Annotated in this window: 13 protein-coding genes; 9 read left to right on the top strand and 4 right to left on the bottom strand. The window is 55.1% G+C overall.

All coding sequences use genetic code 11. From position 1 onward, the window contains the following. Nucleotides 1-114: 114 nt before the first annotated feature. On the bottom strand, nucleotides 115-852 hold the full coding sequence (locus tag AAAX59_RS08820) for a hypothetical protein (protein WP_349071493.1): 738 nt from the start codon (nucleotides 850-852) through the stop codon (nucleotides 115-117). Between the two features lie 376 nt (nucleotides 853-1,228). Continuing rightward, nucleotides 1,229-2,341, bottom strand: a complete 1,113-nt coding sequence (locus AAAX59_RS08815; RefSeq protein ID WP_349071492.1) for an IS110 family transposase — start codon at nucleotides 2,339-2,341, stop codon at nucleotides 1,229-1,231. A gap of 689 nt (nucleotides 2,342-3,030) precedes the next feature. Here AAAX59_RS08815 and AAAX59_RS08810 point away from each other — a divergent pair. The 8 genes from AAAX59_RS08810 (at nucleotide 3,031) to AAAX59_RS08775 (ending at nucleotide 11,994) form a co-directional block, all read left to right on the top strand. After that, on the top strand, nucleotides 3,031-3,162 hold the full coding sequence (locus AAAX59_RS08810) for a hypothetical protein (protein ID WP_255413097.1): 132 nt from the start codon (nucleotides 3,031-3,033) through the stop codon (nucleotides 3,160-3,162). After that, on the top strand, nucleotides 3,152-3,502 hold the full coding sequence (locus AAAX59_RS08805) for a DUF262 domain-containing protein (RefSeq protein ID WP_349071491.1): 351 nt from the start codon (nucleotides 3,152-3,154) through the stop codon (nucleotides 3,500-3,502). The genes AAAX59_RS08810 and AAAX59_RS08805 overlap by 11 nt, the downstream gene beginning before the upstream one ends. After that, nucleotides 3,465-4,802, top strand: coding sequence for a DUF262 domain-containing protein (locus AAAX59_RS08800; RefSeq protein ID WP_349071490.1), 1,338 nt, complete (start codon nucleotides 3,465-3,467; stop codon nucleotides 4,800-4,802). Before AAAX59_RS08805 ends, AAAX59_RS08800 begins: the two co-directional genes overlap by 38 nt. A 168-nt stretch (nucleotides 4,803-4,970) precedes the next feature. Continuing rightward, the gene (locus tag AAAX59_RS08795; RefSeq protein WP_349071489.1) at nucleotides 4,971-6,806 is read left to right on the top strand and encodes a P-loop NTPase fold protein; all 1,836 of its coding nucleotides are present in this window, start codon (nucleotides 4,971-4,973) and stop codon (nucleotides 6,804-6,806) included. Between the two features lie 325 nt (nucleotides 6,807-7,131). After that, nucleotides 7,132-8,130, top strand: coding sequence for a hypothetical protein (locus tag AAAX59_RS08790; protein ID WP_349071488.1), 999 nt, complete (start codon nucleotides 7,132-7,134; stop codon nucleotides 8,128-8,130). A 44-nt stretch (nucleotides 8,131-8,174) separates the two neighbouring features. Further along, nucleotides 8,175-10,787, top strand: a complete 2,613-nt coding sequence (locus AAAX59_RS08785; protein WP_349071487.1) for a hypothetical protein — start codon at nucleotides 8,175-8,177, stop codon at nucleotides 10,785-10,787. Between the two features lie 92 nt (nucleotides 10,788-10,879). Continuing rightward, a complete protein-coding gene (locus AAAX59_RS08780; RefSeq protein ID WP_117774269.1) occupies nucleotides 10,880-11,215 on the top strand; it encodes a hypothetical protein in 336 nt (111 codons plus the stop codon). 74 nt (nucleotides 11,216-11,289) lie between these two features. Continuing rightward, nucleotides 11,290-11,994 (top strand): hypothetical protein, encoded by a 705-nt coding sequence (locus AAAX59_RS08775; RefSeq protein ID WP_117774270.1) that lies wholly within the window; start codon nucleotides 11,290-11,292, stop codon nucleotides 11,992-11,994. A 186-nt stretch (nucleotides 11,995-12,180) separates the two neighbouring features. Here AAAX59_RS08775 and AAAX59_RS08770 read toward each other — a convergent pair whose 3' ends face one another. Both AAAX59_RS08770 and AAAX59_RS08765 read right to left on the bottom strand, forming a co-directional pair. After that, complete coding sequence (locus AAAX59_RS08770) at nucleotides 12,181-13,509, bottom strand: hypothetical protein (protein ID WP_349071486.1); 1,329 nt, start codon at nucleotides 13,507-13,509, stop codon at nucleotides 12,181-12,183. An 887-nt stretch (nucleotides 13,510-14,396) separates the two neighbouring features. Then, the gene (locus AAAX59_RS08765; protein WP_117774272.1) at nucleotides 14,397-15,779 is read right to left on the bottom strand and encodes an RNA-binding domain-containing protein; all 1,383 of its coding nucleotides are present in this window, start codon (nucleotides 15,777-15,779) and stop codon (nucleotides 14,397-14,399) included. 642 nt (nucleotides 15,780-16,421) lie between these two features. On the opposite strand from AAAX59_RS08765, the gene AAAX59_RS08760 reads away from it, so the two are divergent. After that, nucleotides 16,422-17,639 carry a hypothetical protein gene (locus AAAX59_RS08760; RefSeq protein WP_349071485.1) on the top strand — a complete coding sequence of 406 codons (1,218 nt, stop codon included), beginning with the start codon at nucleotides 16,422-16,424 and terminating at the stop codon, nucleotides 17,637-17,639. Nucleotides 17,640-17,734: the final 95 nt, after the last annotated feature.

Genomic DNA, 17,734 nt, shown 5'->3' with positions numbered 1-17,734 from the left:
GTCAGCAGGTCAGTGGGTCATCGTCCCGGCATTCAGCATCAGGGTAGCGCTGCGACGCGGAAATCGCGCGCCGTTGCCGCGCCCCGCAGTGCCCGCTTCCCCCGAGAACAATTATCAGTGCAGGTAATAGGTGCCGCTAGCGGTCATTTCGAACTGGTAGTCGTGCGATGTGCATTCGCCGGTGTATTGCTGCCACTGGTTACGGCTGGGGTCGGCAACGCTTTCGCTGCTACCGTCGGGATCCATATACGTCGGTGCGTCCATGCGGAATTGGTACGCACCGCTTCCGCCCGTCGCAGTCACATGGAACGTGGTCTCCTGGCCGAGCCTCGGGTCGTTCCATTGGACGGTGAGCGTGATGTCGCCGCTTTGCGCGGTGGTGCTGTGCTGGTAGTTCGCGGCCGCGTTCGCCGGTTTGATTTCAAATGGGATCGCGCAGGTGCCGCTGTAGTTCTGGTCGTCGGCGGTCACAACGGCGGTCGCCTGACCGATGGCTACGTTGTTCTCGTAGGCGACAGTGTACTGGTCGCTCGGCACGGTCGACGACGTGACGGTGGGCATCACGGGATTGCCCGTGTAGCGAATGTCGGTGTCCTCGATACTGAACATGCTGGCGTCGATCGGCTGCGTTGCGTTGGCCGTTACATTGGTGCCGGAGGCGGCGCTGATTTGATCGTTTGCCCGGGCTTGGCCCGACGTGGTTTCGGCTGGGCTCTCGTTAGGTTTGCCGGCGCTTTGCGCGGCGGGTTCTGGCGCACTGGCGATTTCGGCAAGCGCGGGTGACGGGATAAAACCAACCGTCATTACGAGCGAGAGCGCGATGGAAAGGACGCAGGAGGCAGGCTTACGCATGACGGCCCCTTTTCTGTAATCGGAACAGGTACGATTCTGCAAGCGTACCGGCATTTAATATGAGCAGGACATTGTCAAGAGGCAAAATCGGGCCTGGCCCCAACGATATGGGGTCAGGCCCTCTCCCTATATCAACCCGTCCGCGGCGACCTCGGCGTGTCTTACCGACGCTCGTCTTTGCAGTTTAATATCCGCCCGCGGCGATCTCTCGCTGGGCAATCCGTTGCTACGGCTGAGGCTTCTACGTCGAACCGACAGTCTGTGCACGCGTGTGGCGCCCTGGGCGCTCGCAGAAAAGGGACCTGAGGTTCGCCTCAACGGCTTCGGATCGAACCGCTTCCGGGGTGATCGGCTTATGTGCGGGGGACCGGCCCCCCTACGCCTCCTCGGCCATGAGGCCGACCGCCCATACCCAGCAGGCGAGCTCGCGCGCCGTGGCCACGTTCGCCTTGTTGCCGTGGACCCCGCGCGCGAGCAGCGCCTCCCGCCTCTCGGCCAGCCTCCGCACGCCCTTGGCGGCATGCCTCCGGGCGACCCGGTCCGGGGCCTGGCCCCTGGCGAGGTCCTTCGGCCGCCCCGAGCACGTCAGGTAGTGCCACGCGGCCTCGACCAGCGCCTTCCTCAGGTGCTTGTTGCCGGCCTTGGTGATCGCGCCCCTGCGGTCGCTCTCCCCGCTGGAGTGCTCGGAGGGCGTCAGGCCGACCCGTGCGGCGAACGAGCGGGCGTTCCTGAACCTGGAGAACTCGCCGGCCTCGAACACGAGGTCGGCGGCGGTCGCGGTGTCGACGCCCTTGAGGCAGCGGAGGGAGTCGACCCTCCTCCTCCACCTGGGCTTGCGGGCCTCGGCCTCGACGAGCCCCTCGAGCCTCGCCTTCTCCTCCGCCGCCCGCCTGACCGCGTCGACGTAGTAGGCGAGCACCTCCTCGTCGGCCCCCTCCGCGAACCTTATCGACTCGATCCAGGACCAGTGGGCCCGGGTCCAGTTCCCCTTCCTGCGTCCGGTGGGCGTCCTCTCGTCGAAGACGAGCCCGTGCCTGAGCAGGAACTTGGAGAGCCGCTGCTTCGAGCGCGAGAGGTCGTCCCTCGCGTCCTCGAGCGCCCTGGTCAGGTCGCGGGCGGCCTCGCACTCGTCGTCGGGGACCCACACCTCGACCACGTTGCCGACCGACAGCATGCGGGCGAGGAACTCGGCGTCGTTGCGGTCGTTCTTCCTGCGCCTGTCCGCGCTGGGCTTGATCATCTTCGAGACGGCGCCGACCACGCAGTCGACCCCCAGGCCGGAGAGCCTCTTCTGCAGGTCGAACCCCGTGACCCCGGACTCGTACACGCACCTGGCCTTTGGGTCCACGGACCGCACCCACCCCGCGACGGCGCCGGCGTCGTAGCCGAAGGTCGCGCAGCGCACCTCCCCGGTCATGACGTCGAGGGAGACTGCCTTTATCGAGCGGGCGTGGACGTCGAGTCCGACGAAGGTGGTAGTATCGAGCATGGGAGCCCCTTCCATGAATGCGGCGTGGCCGCCGCGGCTGAATTAGACACTCACCATTGTCGGCCTAATCCGCGGTCTTTCATGCAGCAGGGGCTCTCAATGTTTTTATGTCCTGCTCATATCGTCTGTAATCGGAACAGGTACGATTCTGCAAGCGTACCGGCATTTCAACGATTGCAGTATAAACGAAAAACCGCAGGTTGTAGACGAGTTTGGCGTGTTTCAAGGGCGCGGTAAGCATTTGCCGTTCCAAGCGATGTTGCGAACGCAGACTGGTGATTGCTTGCTGGCTTGTGGTGGTGTTTGGGTTGCTAAGCGAGGGCTGCTTGTTGCGTGGGTTGGTTTTATTGGTGTGGGTTTGGACACTGTATGGAGATGACGATGGCTGGAGCGGGGTAGGGAGTTGTGACGCGGATTGGGGATGCTGGGTGGCTGGCCGATTGCGTGCAACGGCCTAACGCGTTGTTTGCGGTGCACGGCCAATAGATCTCTGTAGGGGGCCTACCCAACGTAAGGCGTCTGAAGGCATTTCCCTGGAAGCTCGGGCTTCCTGGATATCTTGGCGATTAAGATGCGCCCCATGCTCAGCCGGCATATAGAATGGACTGTGGACGTGACGATTGCCTGCTGCTGACATGTTGGTTAATCGACGATGATGGCAGCGACGGAGATTGATTGGGGCAGTCGGCATGTTCGCGAGCGAAAAGGCGGCCCTGCTCGGCGATGTGCCGACTTTTATTGTAGCGAAGGCGTTGGTGACGCCGAGAGGCGGCAAGGCCGACAAAACTATTGCGAAGGCAAGGGATCAACATGGCATTTGAAGCACGTCAGAGTACGGTTGGAAAGCTGCTTAATGACTCAATCTATAGAATCCCTCGCAATCAGCGCGCTTACGTGTGGGATGAGCATAACTGGAAAGATCTATTCGAAGACATCAAGCTTGTGACAGAGGAAGTTGCTACGTCGCATTTCATCGGTTCGATAGTGCTGATGGAGGAAGAAGAAGAAGACAGCCTCGGGGTTTTTACAATAATTGATGGTCAACAAAGAGTTATTACCCTAACGCTCTTGCTGTCTAGTCTCATGTTCGCTTTCAAGAAAAGGAATATGATTAACCACGCTAATGGCACAAAAAAAATATCTAGTGGCGATAGATACTAAGGATGTTGAGCACGCGATCGTCGCTCCGGAGAATCATTTATCATTAACGAGGATCGTCGAAGGAGTAATTGCTATCTCTCCTGAAGATGCGGCTGCCATGTCTGCTGTGGCTTTCTCGAAGAGCAAACGCGCGTCCGGATCAAAAGACGAACTGATCGTTAAAGCCTTCCAATATTTCAGTGCAAGTTTCGCCAAGATGAAGGATGAGGAGTTGCTGGCCTTCAGGGATGCGGTCATTTCTGTCGCATATGTAAACATCAAATCATCGTCTGAGGAAGATTCGTACACAATATTCGAAATATTGAATGCGCGAGGTATCGAGCTTGAGGACCATGAGCTTCTGAAGAACTATATTATGCGCTATATCCATCCTATAGAAAAGCGCGATGATGCAAAACAGGTATGGTCGGAAATTGAAGCAACAGTCGGCTCGAACATGAAAGCTTTTTTGCGTCACTACGCAATTCAAAAATATCGCCTAGGTCAAGGCGACAAGGATGGAGCATATAAGAAAATAAGGGATTTTACGGATCCAAAGAAGGCTGCTGATCTTCTCTATGATTTAAGGCTAAAAGCCGGATATTATGCAGAGATTGTCGAGCCAACCAGCGATGACAGAAATGCGGAAATCTTGAGTTTCTTAAGAACACACAATGTCCGCGTCTTCAGGCCGCTTCTTATGAGTTTAATGCACGCTCGCGAAATAGAGCAGCTAACGAGCGAGCAGTATGATGATGCGATTGGATTTATTTACCGGTTCTATATTTGCTATAAGATAATCGGGGGAATGGAGTCGAACCACCTATCGGATTCGATCGTGAAACACTCATACGCAATCGAGTTGAACTGCACCCAGCAAGTGTTAGATGAGTGGAAAAATAGTTTTAACGAAAAACTGCCTTCAGAAGAAACATTTCGAATTAATCTCCTTTCGCTTGGATGGTCTCATTCGTGGCCGTTGTATAGCGAAACAAAGTTGAAGGATCGCTGCAAGTTGGTCCTTGCCTTGCTCGAGGAGCTTAAGTCTGGTGTTAGGGTTTCTGAGGCATTCACAATAGAGCACATTCTTCCGGATTCGCAGGCTCAGGAAAACTCGATTATTGGGAACTTGCTCATGCTAGAAGAGCGACTTAACGCGAAATGTAAAGACAAATCGCTTAAGGAAAAGCTGCCCATATACGCTGAATCGCGTTATGCCACTACAAGAGCTTTTGCTAAACGCTATGCGAATGGTTGTTTTGACGTTAAGAAGCGCGTTGATTTTATCGCGAAAGATTTGTTTGAAATGGTCATCCACTAGCTTGCACCGCGCGGCCGCGGCGCTTGAGCTCGTCAAGAAGTGCATCGACCCGGCGATAAGGCGGCGGGCCGAAGGGTTCGAATGGGATCCGAAAGCGCTGGAGTAGGCTCTCGCCTGGCCATAGGAAAGGTAAGGGTGGAAACCGATGGCGGACAAGGAGCGACCAAGGTGAACGAGGATGACATCATCGGCGTCGTGAGGGAGTACATCGAGGACAAGGAGAACTCGTACGCCCTCATGCTTACCGGGGAATGGGGATGCGGGAAAACCTACTTTGTCGAGCACGCACTGACCGAGAAGCTGGAGGAGGATGAGAGCCGGCATCCCGTCGTGGTGGCGTCCGCCTACGGCGCCAAGGACTTAGCGGAGCTCTGCGGGGCGATTGAGTCTGGTTTCATCTCGAAATACGCCATAGGGTGCGCGGCCGGCGGGGAGAGGGGCAGGTGGGATTCACTCGTCGGGTTCGCCAAGGACACGGGAATATCGTTCCTCGGGAAAAAGAACAGGGAGCTGGAGAAGAAGGCGGGCGTCGATCTCAAGATGGCGCCGCTGAATGCCGTGAACCTCATCATCGGCCCCGAGACCCTCCTCGTCATAGACGACGTGGAGAGGTGCGACATGGGCATTCGCGAGCTGCTCGGGGCGGTCGACCACCTCGTCGTTGGCTGCAGGAAGAAGGTCCTCCTCGTCTGCAACGAGGATGAGTGGAGGAAAGGGCTAGGACCGAAGGGGGAGAAGGGGACGACCAGGGAGTACGAGAGCCTCATCGAGAAGACCGTCTGGCGGAAGTGCCGGTTCAGGCCCTCGGTCGGCTCGGTTGTGGAACGCGTTCTGGGAGGCGTGCTGGGCGGCATCTACCCAGGTGCGCTCGAGGACGCCGTTTCGGCGATTGAAGGAAGCGAATCGCCGAACTTGCGATCCCTCAGCAAGATGCGCCCCGTGCTGGTCGGGATGAAGGAATCCGGGTTCTTCGCTGAACCCACCGACCCGGAGTCTGCCAGGGCAGTTTTCAAAGAGGCTTTCGGCTTTGCAGCGGGGGCGGCGAAGGGGATGCGCATCGGGCCTCCGTCAAGCCGGGAGGATTCCATCCTTAGGGGTGGCATTTTCGAGTCGCGCCGGCTCAAATACGCCGCTCTGGACTTCATCCCCCGCTTTTTCGAGAGGTGTGAGGGGGTCGATTCCAAGCATGTTCGTTCCTGCCTGGAAGATTACCTTGCGACCTTTCATCCCGACGGGCCGGCCGCGCGGAAAGCTATTGAATGTATCGAAGGCATCAGACACGCCACTTTCCGCGATGCCGATGTCCTTGGCATGGTGGAGACTTTAGTCGCCGGGATTGTCCCCGGGGACGGGAGCCGCGGCTTGTCGTTCGACGTCTATCCCGACGTCCTGCGTTCCGTCAAAGGCATTGCGGGGGAATTTGCTGACGCCTTTCCCGAAGGGGTCGCGCCGCTCGTCAAGGCGATGGAATCCTCCATTGGACGGGATCCCGAGTCTGCAGTGAGGTCAATCGGAAAGAATCGAGTCGAATGGCAGGAGATCCCTTTCGACTCGAGCGAAGCGCATGAGATTCCGGCTTTGGAGGAGGTCGACAGGCTGAGGGAGCTCGCCTTGACGACGCTACGCGAACGGGAGTCGGAGTCTCTTGGCAACGTCCTGATAAACGCCCCCGACCAATTCGCGACGAAGCTCTATCTGGCTTTCTCGAAATCAGATGACTGGTCGGAACCCATCCTGTCGCTCATTTCCCTCGACACTTCCCTCCTCGCGAGGGCGATGGAGAAGATGCCTCCCGAAGATATTCGGCTTGTGCACAGTGTCCTTTTTCCGGGCGACCACATGAGGTCGTGCACGGCCTCGCTCGAGGGCGAGGACAGGAAGGCCCTCGTAGCTTGGGCCAAGAGGCTCGGATCGGAGATCGGCAAGGTCGAGACCATGGAGTATTACCAAAGGATCTATTTCGACGCCATATCCAAGAGTCTCGAATGTCTTGCCGATATCTAGGATCCGCAGCTGTTGCCAAGTTGAAACGTGGCTTAGGATTTGCAGAAGATCTTCTAATGGCAGTCTTACGACAAGGACGAGGATGCCCTAATGCCTTGCCCAGGCTCCATCCAGCTCCGCCGCGCAGCTCTCGAACACGCACCTAACGGCGGCCATTTCCGACGGGGTCACGCGCCCTCCGCTCGCCTTATCCGAGGGCCTATGCGGCGGGGCTTGACTTCGAGGACGTCGTCGACTCGTCCCTCGAGCTTGTAAGGCTTGCTGAGGTAGGCGGACTAGAGTAAGAAAAGAGAAATCAAAAGGCGAATTTATCGCGAGGAGCAAAATGTCCCAAATAAATCAGATCCAAGAAGAGCTAAGGCAGATCGAAGGCGGGCGTTTTCAAACACTAGCAAATCAGTATCTATATAGGAGATATTCGCTTAACAACATCATTGAATTAGGATCCCAATGCGGCACGGATAAAACCACGACCGGAGTGCCAGACATGTACTCCGTAGGAGAGAATGGACACTACCTCTTCGCGGCATACACAACCTCTAAATCCGACATCCGCAATAAGCTGCTAAATGATGCTAAAGACTGCCTCGACAGGAGCAAAACCGGAATCAATCCGCAACTCATAGATCGAATCATCCTGTGCCACACATACTTTCGCCTTTCACCTCTGGTACTCGAGGAGGTCCGTGCCATCGATCCACGGATAGAAATAATCGGGCCAGAGACAATTGCGAGCGACCTTGATGGAAAATACCCTGCGCTAGCGCATACGGTATTGGGCGTTCCACTCGGAAAGGGATCATTCATCGCCCCAGACCGCTTCATCGAGCGAAGCCTGAACGACCGTTTCTCAACCGACCTGTCGAAGCTCCTCATGCACAGGGATTCCGAGTTTTCAGTCATCGTCGAATCGATAGAGCAAAACAAGGCAGTGGTGATTCAGGGGCAGTCTGGATCGGGGAAAACCAAGATCGCCCTCGACGCATGCCTCTCATTCAGCAAACGGCATCACTGGGATCTTCTTATCTTGGACTCTAGGTATTCATCGCATCTCGACGATGATATCGAGCTGATTTTGTCGGAGTCGGAAAACATTATCCTTCTAGTCGATGATGCAAACGGCAACCTGTCACTTGAGCACTTGCTGGGAATCTGTTTGGAAAACAAAAAGCTAAAGATTGTCCTCACCTGCAGGAAGATGCACCGAAGCGAGTTGACCGCAAAAATCGGCAGTTATCTAAATTTCAGAGAAATAGAGCTGGAGCCTCTAACCGCGGAAAATATAGAAGCGATACTCGAGACCGAATACAACATAAAAACATAGCACTGAGGGAGAGAGTATCGGCAATCGCAAACGGAAACCTGCGCTTGGCTATCATGGCAGCAAGCCCCATAGCAGACGGCAATTTCGAAGCCATCCAAGAGCCATACGATCTTTTGAACATCTATATGAATTCTGCTTTAGCTGGGTACTCCAGCAGGGAGCAGCGTCTCGCAGAGAACCTTGCAATCTACGACTGCTGCGATCTTATTGAAGGAGACCCTTGTTACGAGGAACTCTTGGGGCTGGGGTACGACGACGCCGAGATTCGGGATTTTGCATCCAGATTGAACGACCAGGAAATTGTCACGATCCTTACCTCCGCCGATGGCGTGCTAGCCATAAGAATGGAAGAGCAGAATCTTCGCGACTTCTTGATATGCCGCCACTTCGCAAAAGAAGGGAACGGCAGTTTTGCGGATTTCATTCTGCATACCGCAGAAATGCCGAACGCGCCGTATCTCAAAGCCGCCAAGTCAATGGCTGAAGTGTGCGGAAGTGCGAGCGTGTACGACTACCTTCGAAGGGAATGCGAGAAAGCTTGGGATGAAATAAAGAATCGGGATGCGCGAATTGCCGATCAGTTCATAGTCACATTCAATCAATTCCTCCCCATACAGGCGCTCGCCTTTGCCTCAAACCGCATCGAAAACGCTGATTGCGCTGACGTATCGGAAGAAATTCTCGGCATGAATTCGACATCCGACGGATCTATGCCCCTGCAAATTTCTGTATCCCTGATGAACTCAAGCGAGTATTCGCAAACAGCCTCCGAGTTGTTCGTGAAGTGTGTAGAAAGAGGCACCGAGCGAGCGGCCGAGTACAACTGGGCATGCGGGCCGGACGGCGCTTTCGCTTACGATCTCGATCGTACGGGATTCGATTTGGAAAACAGCAAACTCGATGCCCTCGCTCAAAAATATCAACAATCGCATTCCCGCAATGTTGCAGCATGTCTGATCGTCTTGACGAGTTCATACCTCTCTTCAAGGGCCCAGCGCGTTTGTCAAAACGGCATAACGTACACATACAACACTTTGACCTTCAATTTCACATCAGAGCTGGCCGAGCTCCACGCCCATTGCTTCCGGGCGCTCTCCGTTCTGGTCGAAACCGAATTCAGCAGGCAAGTTAAATCCACTTTTCGGCAGCACTTCTCGTTCTATGGCAAAGAACCTGAAGCGGAGTACGCAGAAAACATGTATTCGGTGCTCTCGAGGATTGAAGAGCTATTCCCCAAATATATAACCGAAGACTCGACAATCGATCTCTTATGCAGCTTAAGCATCAACCAGATTTACGAAACATGCGCGCAGAATCCCCCTCTGAGCCTCGATGGGTTCCGCCAGAGCGCATTCGACGCACTTGGTCTGGAGAACTCCGAGTCTCTCGTAGAGAAAGAACCGAGGATATCCGCGGAAGAGTTACCGCTAGAACGACTGACCGAAGCCCTGGGAATGCTAGCCGAAGATTATGAGATTTCCGATAAAGAGTGGGAGTCGGGCAGGGCTATCGGAAAAGTCCTTCTGGAAATCGCCAAAAGGACCCCAGATACTGCCTCAAGCATAATCGCACGCAATATCGCTTCGTCGCCCTCGACGATCCCTGTCCCGTACGAAGCACTTGATCATCTTGCTGAAACCATCGGCAGGAAGGTCCTTAGAAACGAGCTGGGCGCGGTGATCGACGTGAGTGACCATCCGGCCCTGTTTGACTATCTTGATTTGCTAGCAATAAAGAACGGGCCCGACAAGGAGGAGCTCGACGAAATTCTCGCAAGACTCGATGACGGCAGAACGCATCTCTGCTTGGAAGATTTGGAGATAGTCGAGCCAAAGCATCCTGGCTATATCCTCAAATATGCTTCTTGGCTTTCCGAACATATACACAATGATGGGGTTTGGCGGTTTTTCGGCAACTGCGGAGACGAAAAGCGCGTCTCCGCTCTAGATTCGTACTTCGAATCCAATCCCTCACCGGCCGTCAACCTGTATTTTCTCGCACTTGAAGGATATCCTACTTTCGACTATAGCCTCGCTTTCCTACGCTGCCTTTTACGCCTTGACAGCTCAATGATTGACCGTTTTTTGGAGTACGTTGCCAACCTCGACTACCGACAAAGGCACGATCTCCTGCGAAGAATCAGCTCGTTTTGGACCGTCCAGGATGATCATGCCTGGAATCTGCTGAAAGCAATGATCGATGAAGCGCTGAGCGAACCACTCGGCAGGCTTGAAATAGCCGTTTTGTTTCCCGTTCATGACGCAAATGCGCTCTCGAGCGATATTTTTTGGGAGCGCTTGGAATATACCATCCGCGAAAGGATCGCCGACGCAAATAGCCTCGATAGAATTAGCTGGGCCTTGTCCGATTGCAATGACGAGACGAGGATTAGGGCTATCACCCTCATTCTGACGCTCGATAAAGACGGGATATCGATCAACCATTTGGATCTCCGTCGATCTTCAATGAGCGGGTCCCCTGAAAAAGGCTTTATTCCAGCAAAGCTCAAGGAGATTGAGGCGATTGACTCGATTGCTGCTCAGCTGCCCGCAGGTGTTGCATATTTAAAACACAGAGAATGGCTGTCAAAAGTGAAGTCATCAATTGAAGGAGACATCGAAGACGAAAAGTGGGGGCTATTCCACGACAGGCAGTAATCGACTTTGACACCTAGAATTAGGAAAAGTCTCGGGGCTCCTGCCTAGCCCTTCGACCTGCACTGCGTGCAGAAGACGGTCGAGGGCGAACCGTGGTGCAGCTCCATGAGCTCGAGCTGCATCGCCCTGAACAGGTCCTCGGGCTTGTTCAGCAGCCGCTCGTCGATGTTTGTGTCAACGGCCTACTGAATACTGTTCAGTTTTACGCTACCACTGACAGCGAGGTCGAAGTGGCTCGTTGCTATTTCGAAGCCGCGCGCGCGGCGCGGAAGGGCGGCGTGGACCCCGAGGCCACTGCCTACAAGCTCGACAAGATGATTTGGTTGCTCTGCACAAGCGACTTTTACCTCGAAGGGGGTCTAAAGCTCTTTTCAACCAATGCACTTGTTGAATCGAACCTGAGCGCTTATTCGGGGGATGGCATTTAAATCGGAGCCACTTTCAGAAAAGCGGCGCTGCAAACGCATGCCAAAACTGGCAAATTATTATGAAAGGTAATCTTATGGCAAACGCAGAGGAATCAACTAAGGCCGGTCTATCGCGCTTGCAAGACGACGCAAGGCCGACTATTTGCAGCGACTCTCTCGAACTTATTTCGAATATCGCAGAGGTTGGCCTGGACGAAATTCTCCAAAACGAGTTCTTGAAGGACATCCCCGTCATCTCAAGCCTAGTGAGCATCTACAAAATCGGAAACAATATCCACAATGCGCATCTGCTGAAGAAGTATGCGTGTTTCCTCGATGAGTTCAACCGCGACTCTTTTGAAAATGGCTCATGGAACAAGTACAAGCAATACTTTGAAGAGTCAAATAGGAAGCGCGATATTGAGTACCTGCTTATCCTGCTCGAAAGATACATTGAGGAGGACAAAGCGCGGCGACTAGCAAAGATTTATGAGGCCTACCTAGATAAAGAAATTAGCTGGGACGATCTTCGTTTGTTTGCAGAGACTTTGGACAGATTTCTACCTGGAGACTACGAAATGCTTCGAGAAAAGGAAACTTTTCAGACGCTCAGAGGCAGAGATGCAGAAGTTCTTCTTCGATTAACCGGACTGGGATTGCTGATTGAGGATATCCATCGGCAGCAGTGGGACGTAGTAGATACGACGCTCATCTTCGACGATCCCGACGAAATTGAGAAAGAAGAAAGGGTTTATCGTAGGACCGAATTTGGAAACAGGATGGTATCTATACTTGGCTAGCTACTGCAGACAGCAATCTGAGCGCGCTCTTGTCGTCTTGGTTAAACTGCTCGGATCTACCAGTGATTTTTACTGCATTAGGCATTCGTAAAGGGAATCGGTTCTTCACGATTCGCATCCTTTCTAGTGCTGCCTTTATTTAATGATCGAGATATGCTCGGCGACTGCGGTGTTCTGCCCCTTAGGTTACAGACGGTTGTTTCTATTGAGCTTCCAGAGGAAATACATGGGGTTCTCTTTTGCCTTGGCTTCTCGCAAGAAATCTGCGGATTGAGATGCAACGGCCCCTATGCCGGCAGCCCCGAGGAAGGCCATGGCATCAGAAGGTGATGCGATTCCGTATTGCCCCAATGTAAAGCTCGCAATTCCGATAGCGGCTTCAATGCCTGCGGAGGTGACTAATCGGGATCGCTCGTTTTTCATCACTAAAGATATCTTGTGAAGCTCGGGCTCAATTAGGTCGTTCTTCAGGTCAGCTAATGTCGAGGTGTCGATGGGCCTTTCGCTCAGGCCTTTGGACAAGGTATCCCTAAACACAAGAAACGACTCTTCGTTTCTAATGCGGCAATCAAGGATGCTACGCAACGTTGCATTTTCAGCAATGGGGAGGGGGCAAGATAACCGGCGAATGGGTATGGTCTGATCTTTTCGAGGATAAAGGGTGGAAGTTGCGGACTCGAGGAACTCAATCTGAGCTGGACGAGTGGTTAAATACGAGCTATTCGAAAAATAGGGATTGACGAGGGCTTGAAAGCAATCGTCCAACAATGGCAGTAGGATAGTCAAGATGCCGCCTTTCTCCAGCATGTCTCTATCCAATCGCGTTTCGCCTTGGCTTGCATAGAGCGATTCGTATTCAGACGGGATTACCAGGAAATCGACATCCATCTCATCATGGGACCCATATGCATCCATTCCCTCAATCGCTACATACAGATTCCCATCTGGTGCTTGTTTTAAAGTGCACGAGGTAGAGGAACAGAATTGTCGTACGAGTTCATCCCAATAACTCGATATCAATCCTTTTGCTTTTGATTCTCTTTCGATTTGTCGCGCTAGGCAATCTTTGCAAAGAGGAATGTAATTGCTCGAAAATCTGAGTATTCCAGCTTTGACTATGTCTTCGACTCGCATGGTCAAATAGATCCCGAATGCAAGTTCATCGACTGAGACATAATCATCGTGCCCCATTTCGAATGCCGATTCTATAGGGCAATGAATCAGTGTTTTATCTGCATACAATGCTGAGAACTTTGCCAAATGGTAAATGTTTTGCTCTCGACAGGCATAGTCAGTGCAGGGGAATTTGCCTCCTTCAAGGGTGGAGTCAACAGAAAAATTGAACAGGGATTGATTTTCGATTTTTTCGATTGGGATAAGGGGTGCAAGGCCCCTAATAAAGGCGTCGAACCTCCTTTGCCCCAGTTCTTCTAGGTACGCAATTATTTCGGCAAGAGAGCTGTTCTTGAATGCGGCTAGATAAGAATAAAGGTCATCGTATGCATGAGTCGCCATTTCGCTCACCTACACTTTCGGAAAGAGTTTTGCGTCGTTATTTCCGAGGCGTCGTTGGGCTCGCAATCGACTCTAGTGTGCAGCTGCTTCTCGACGTACTCCCTCATGTTCTGCCTCCACATGTAACTAATTGATTTGCTATGTGCCATTATGAATGGTATATAGCAGATCAATTAGTTACATTTAATGGAGCATTGCGAGCGTGGCGCGCGCAAAGAAGAGTCGTTGTATGGAGGCTTCCGGCAACGGCCTTTTGTACGTCCGTGACTGTTGGGTGCTATCGCGGATGACGTCATTGTTGCCTGCACTCTCGATCCAAGGATGTAATTACGGAAGTGCGGGGAAAATCGAGAACCTTCGAGCACAACGCGATTTTTAGCACCAAAACCGCAGTTCGCGGAAGCGAAAACTGGGGCCTGGTTAGCATTTCTTCGATTTTCCCCGCACTTCCGAATTTGACCCCTTGCCGCACCTTGATCACGTCTTCAAGTGGCTGGTTCATCGCTAATGGAGTTTTCTGCGGTGCTTGAATTGCGGTGTTGTGATTAGGGCAAAAGGCTCTTGGCTCCGGGGAGGCTCATCGCACGAAAATTCAAGTTGCTGCTGAAGTAGGGCTTGCTTCGGCAGCGCTAACAATAAGGGCGGCTCTGCTAGTCTCGGGAGACCGCGGCATTCGGCGGGCCTGCCGAATGCCGCGGTCAGTAGCGGTCAGTAGCGGTCAGTATATTCTTCGGAGCCGTTTCTCTGGGCTTCGGCGGACTTGCCAACTCGCGCTTGGGCACTACTCAGTAGATTACTCAGCAGTGCCCAGTAGATTACTCAGTAGTGCCCAGCAGGGGGAGGGCAGCAAACGCAATGGGCCTGTTTCCCGGCTAGGACCTGCAGCCTCAAACTTCGCTTGGCATCCTGTAGAACTGGTGCGGGTCTTTCGGGCTTTTCCCTACCCATTCCAACAGGCCTCGCCCGGCAAGGTCTTTCAGAGTCTTCGAGGCCGTTTTCCTACCGACATTGGACTCCCGCGCGAGGTCGGAGGTCGTGATTTTCCCCTGAGCGGCGGCAATTGCCATCGCTGCTCGTTCGCGCTCGCTGAGGAGCGGTCGGTTGTCGGCCGCGGTTCTCCTGAAGGCCGCTTTCTGTAACCCAGGACGCTCGAAGACGACGACGGTGCTGTTGACGGTCTGCTCGAAGCGGAACCTCACGCCGGCTGCCTCGCAGGCCTCCTTGATGCGCGGTATGCCCGTGCCGTACTGCTCGATGACGCCGGCGCGGAACAGGGTGCGCGCGATCGCGGGGTTTCGGAGGCCGAACTCGCTCGCGGTACCGTCTAGGTGCTCTTGCGGCGAGTCGCCCTCGGGGAACAGGCCCGGGCTCACGATCTGGACAGTGTCCATGAACACGTTGACCTCGACGGCGGTGCCGGTGGTGTAGTCGCGGTGGCACAGCGCGTTGGCAACCGCCTCGCGGATGGCCTCGGCCGGGATCTCGGGGATCTCCTTGCGGTACATGCCCGTCTCGCCGATGACGAACTCGCGCCTGATGTTCGACGTCACGAAGTACTCGGCGAAGTCGAGCAGCTTGAGCATGGTGCCGCACTCGCGGCGCAGGTCGAGGATCTTGGCCTTGGTGTTGCCGCCCAGAAGCCCCAGCTTCATCCTGGGGTAGGTGTCGGATCCCTCGCAGAACAGCTCCACCGCGGCGTTTCTTAGGCTGCCGTCGGGCGCGACGAGGTCGAGCCTTGCCAAGGTGTCCTCCACGCCGGCGAACCCGCCGCCCACGCGTCCGGCCCTGCCGCCGCGCGCGACGAAGTCACGCACCGCCTGCTCGTCGGCGTCGGAGACGGGCCTGCCGGACGGCAGCGAGTCCCACGGGCTACGGGCGCGCTCACGCTTGACGACCATGGCGCTCAGCTCCGAGGCCGACAGCGCTTTGTTCGAAGTCCCCACGCGGGTGAAGTAGCGTCCGTCGGCGGAGTAGGGGGCGTCGGCACCTGAGAAGGCAATTTTGATGTATCGCAGCCCATCATCGGCGTCGAGGCACTCGACCGTCGGGAACACCGCGGGCTCGATCTTGTCGGACACCCACGACGTCACCTGGCGCAGCGTTGCGTCGCTGACATCCTGGCCGATGACATCGCCGTTGTCCTTCACGCCGAAGTAGAGCTCGCCGCGGCCGTGCTTGTTCAGCATGGCGCTGATGGCTTGCAGTGCTTCTTTATGCTCGCCAGTGGACTTCTTGAACTCGACGGTCTCGCTCTCGCTGCCCAGGTTCATCCGCGCTGCCTTTCCCGTTCGTTGCTTGTCTCGTTGGATTATACCGTGGTCACCATGGGCGAAAACGTGGAAGCGCGCTTGCTTGCCTCTACCATGTTCTCATGCGCCTTAATGCCCTTTGTGAAGAATCATCCCATTGGGAAACGGGTCCCTATGGAACGATTTTGGTATCAGGCATAGGGGGGCGCTATCGTGGATGTCGTCACCATTGCCTGCGCCCTCGATCCAGAGATGTAATTACAGAAGTGCGGGGAAAAATCGAAAACCTTCGAGCACAACGCGGTTTTTTTGTATCAAAACCGCAGGTCGCGGAAGCCTAAAACGGGGGTCTGGTCAGCATTCCTTTGGTTTTCCCCGCACTTCCGAATTTGGCCTCTCGCCACATCCCGATTACGTCTTAAAGTGGCGCAAAAAGCCGTGTGCTCTGCTTGATTTTGCTCAGGAATTATGCCTGAGGGGTAGTGGATTCGCCTTTCTCCGCCGTGCAGCGGCACGTGTAGGGCTCTCTGGCTCAGGCGCGAGTCGCTTCCCGTCTGAAAAAGTTCTTAAAACAGCTTTAAAGTTGCCTTTGGCCTACATTGACAGCGTACAATACGCATGTTTACCATGGCAAAAGCTAAATTTGGGGAGGGGGAGCGCACGGTGGAAGTGCTGGTTGTTGGCAATACCGCGTATGTCGATGACGACTTTTGTGCCAAGGCGTTTCCCGGTGACCATGTTCAGGTCGTGGCGGCCAACGAGGCGCGCCGCGACGGGTCGTCGCTCCATGCGTCTTGGAAAGAGCTGCTGCAGCACCTGGACCAGGCTTACGAATTCGACCGTGTGGTCTACCTCTCTACCTATCTCACGCCGCATACCGAGGCCGTTGGCGACATCGAGCTGCTGCGCTCCGTCTTTCGAGCTTGCATGGGTCGCCAGATTCAGCTGCTGTTTGTGACTGGTCCCATGGGAGCGGACGGTGCGGTGGACGTTGCGGGGCAAAACGGCAAGGGCATCATTGCCCGTGCGGCCAACGACCTGTGCCGCTACTATGCGGTCCGCGACGGCATTCAGGCCAAGATCTTGCGCGTGCCGTATCTGTACACCGCCTCGCCCACGCTGGAAGACCCGATTTTGACCCCGCTGTTCGAGGCGTGCTCGCAAGGCTCTGCTGTCATGAGGGCTGGGGCGGACTCACCGCTCGGTGCCCTCTGCGCCGAGGAGCTGGCCGTTCTGGTGCGTCGCATCTTCGACAGCTGGGATGCCACATTCGAGGAACTCGAGGTTCCGGATAGCTTTGCCCACACCGTGGGAGACCTGGGCGAGGCGCTCAAGGGCTTGTTCCCGGGGCTCGACATTACCTACGACGGGGACGCCGTCGTCTCCATTGCTCCGAGCGATACCGTCCGCACGCGCTACGGGTGGTTCCAGCGCTATGACGTGCTGCGCGATCTTTCGACCATACACGCCCGCTGGGAGCAGACCCTCGCGGGCAAGCGCCATCCGCTGCGTGCCGCCATCGACCGCATGCGCGGGCGGACACTGCCCATCAAATGCCTGGAGACCGCGCTGGCCTGGGTGCTCTTTGAGGGCCTGGAGCTGGTGTTTTCGCAGTCTGCTCAGCTTAACGTGCTCGACTACCGCCTGCTGTACGTGGTACTGATCGGCACGCTGTATGGCTTGGACTTTGGCTTGGTCGCGGCACTGCTGGCTTCTATTGGCCTGGCGGCGAGCTACTTTACCCAGTATGGCTATACCTTCCAGGGTCTCTTTTACGAGCCGTCTAACTGGCTGCCGTTTATTGCGTACTTTGTTGTGGGTGCCGTGTGCGGCTATGTGCAGCTGCGCAACAGACACTATGACCCAATCCGAGGGCACTGAAAAGATAGGAGCCCCCGCTCGTGACCGCGGGTCGGGGCTGCGACAATGATGTTGAAGTGCCATAGGCGCAGCCGCGCCGCAACGAGGTTGGGAGG

Origin of the sequence: Collinsella sp. CLA-ER-H2 (genome assembly GCF_040092405.1) — a bacterium.
Taxonomy (GTDB): Bacteria; Actinomycetota; Coriobacteriia; order Coriobacteriales; family Coriobacteriaceae; genus Collinsella.
The sequence above is the reverse complement of the archived record's forward strand: the minus strand, read 5'-3'. Positions and strand labels throughout refer to the sequence as shown.

What these genes read in the sequence shown, in the direction of transcription:
- AAAX59_RS08810 (WP_255413097.1), top strand. Translation starts at nt 3,031, where the DNA reads ATGTTCGCGAGCGAAAAGGCGGCCCTGCTCGGCGATGTGCCGACTTTT.
- AAAX59_RS08805 (WP_349071491.1), top strand. Translation starts at nt 3,152, where the DNA reads ATGGCATTTGAAGCACGTCAGAGTACGGTTGGAAAGCTGCTTAATGAC.
- AAAX59_RS08790 (WP_349071488.1), top strand. Translation starts at nt 7,132, where the DNA reads ATGTCCCAAATAAATCAGATCCAAGAAGAGCTAAGGCAGATCGAAGGC.
- AAAX59_RS08770 (WP_349071486.1), bottom strand. Translation starts at nt 13,509, where the DNA reads ATGGCGACTCATGCATACGATGACCTTTATTCTTATCTAGCCGCATTC.
- AAAX59_RS08820 (WP_349071493.1), bottom strand. Translation starts at nt 852, where the DNA reads ATGCGTAAGCCTGCCTCCTGCGTCCTTTCCATCGCGCTCTCGCTCGTA.
- AAAX59_RS08765 (WP_117774272.1), bottom strand. Translation starts at nt 15,779, where the DNA reads ATGAACCTGGGCAGCGAGAGCGAGACCGTCGAGTTCAAGAAGTCCACT.
- AAAX59_RS08815 (WP_349071492.1), bottom strand. Translation starts at nt 2,341, where the DNA reads ATGCTCGATACTACCACCTTCGTCGGACTCGACGTCCACGCCCGCTCG.
- AAAX59_RS08775 (WP_117774270.1), top strand. Translation starts at nt 11,290, where the DNA reads ATGGCAAACGCAGAGGAATCAACTAAGGCCGGTCTATCGCGCTTGCAA.
- AAAX59_RS08800 (WP_349071490.1), top strand. Translation starts at nt 3,465, where the DNA reads ATGGCACAAAAAAAATATCTAGTGGCGATAGATACTAAGGATGTTGAG.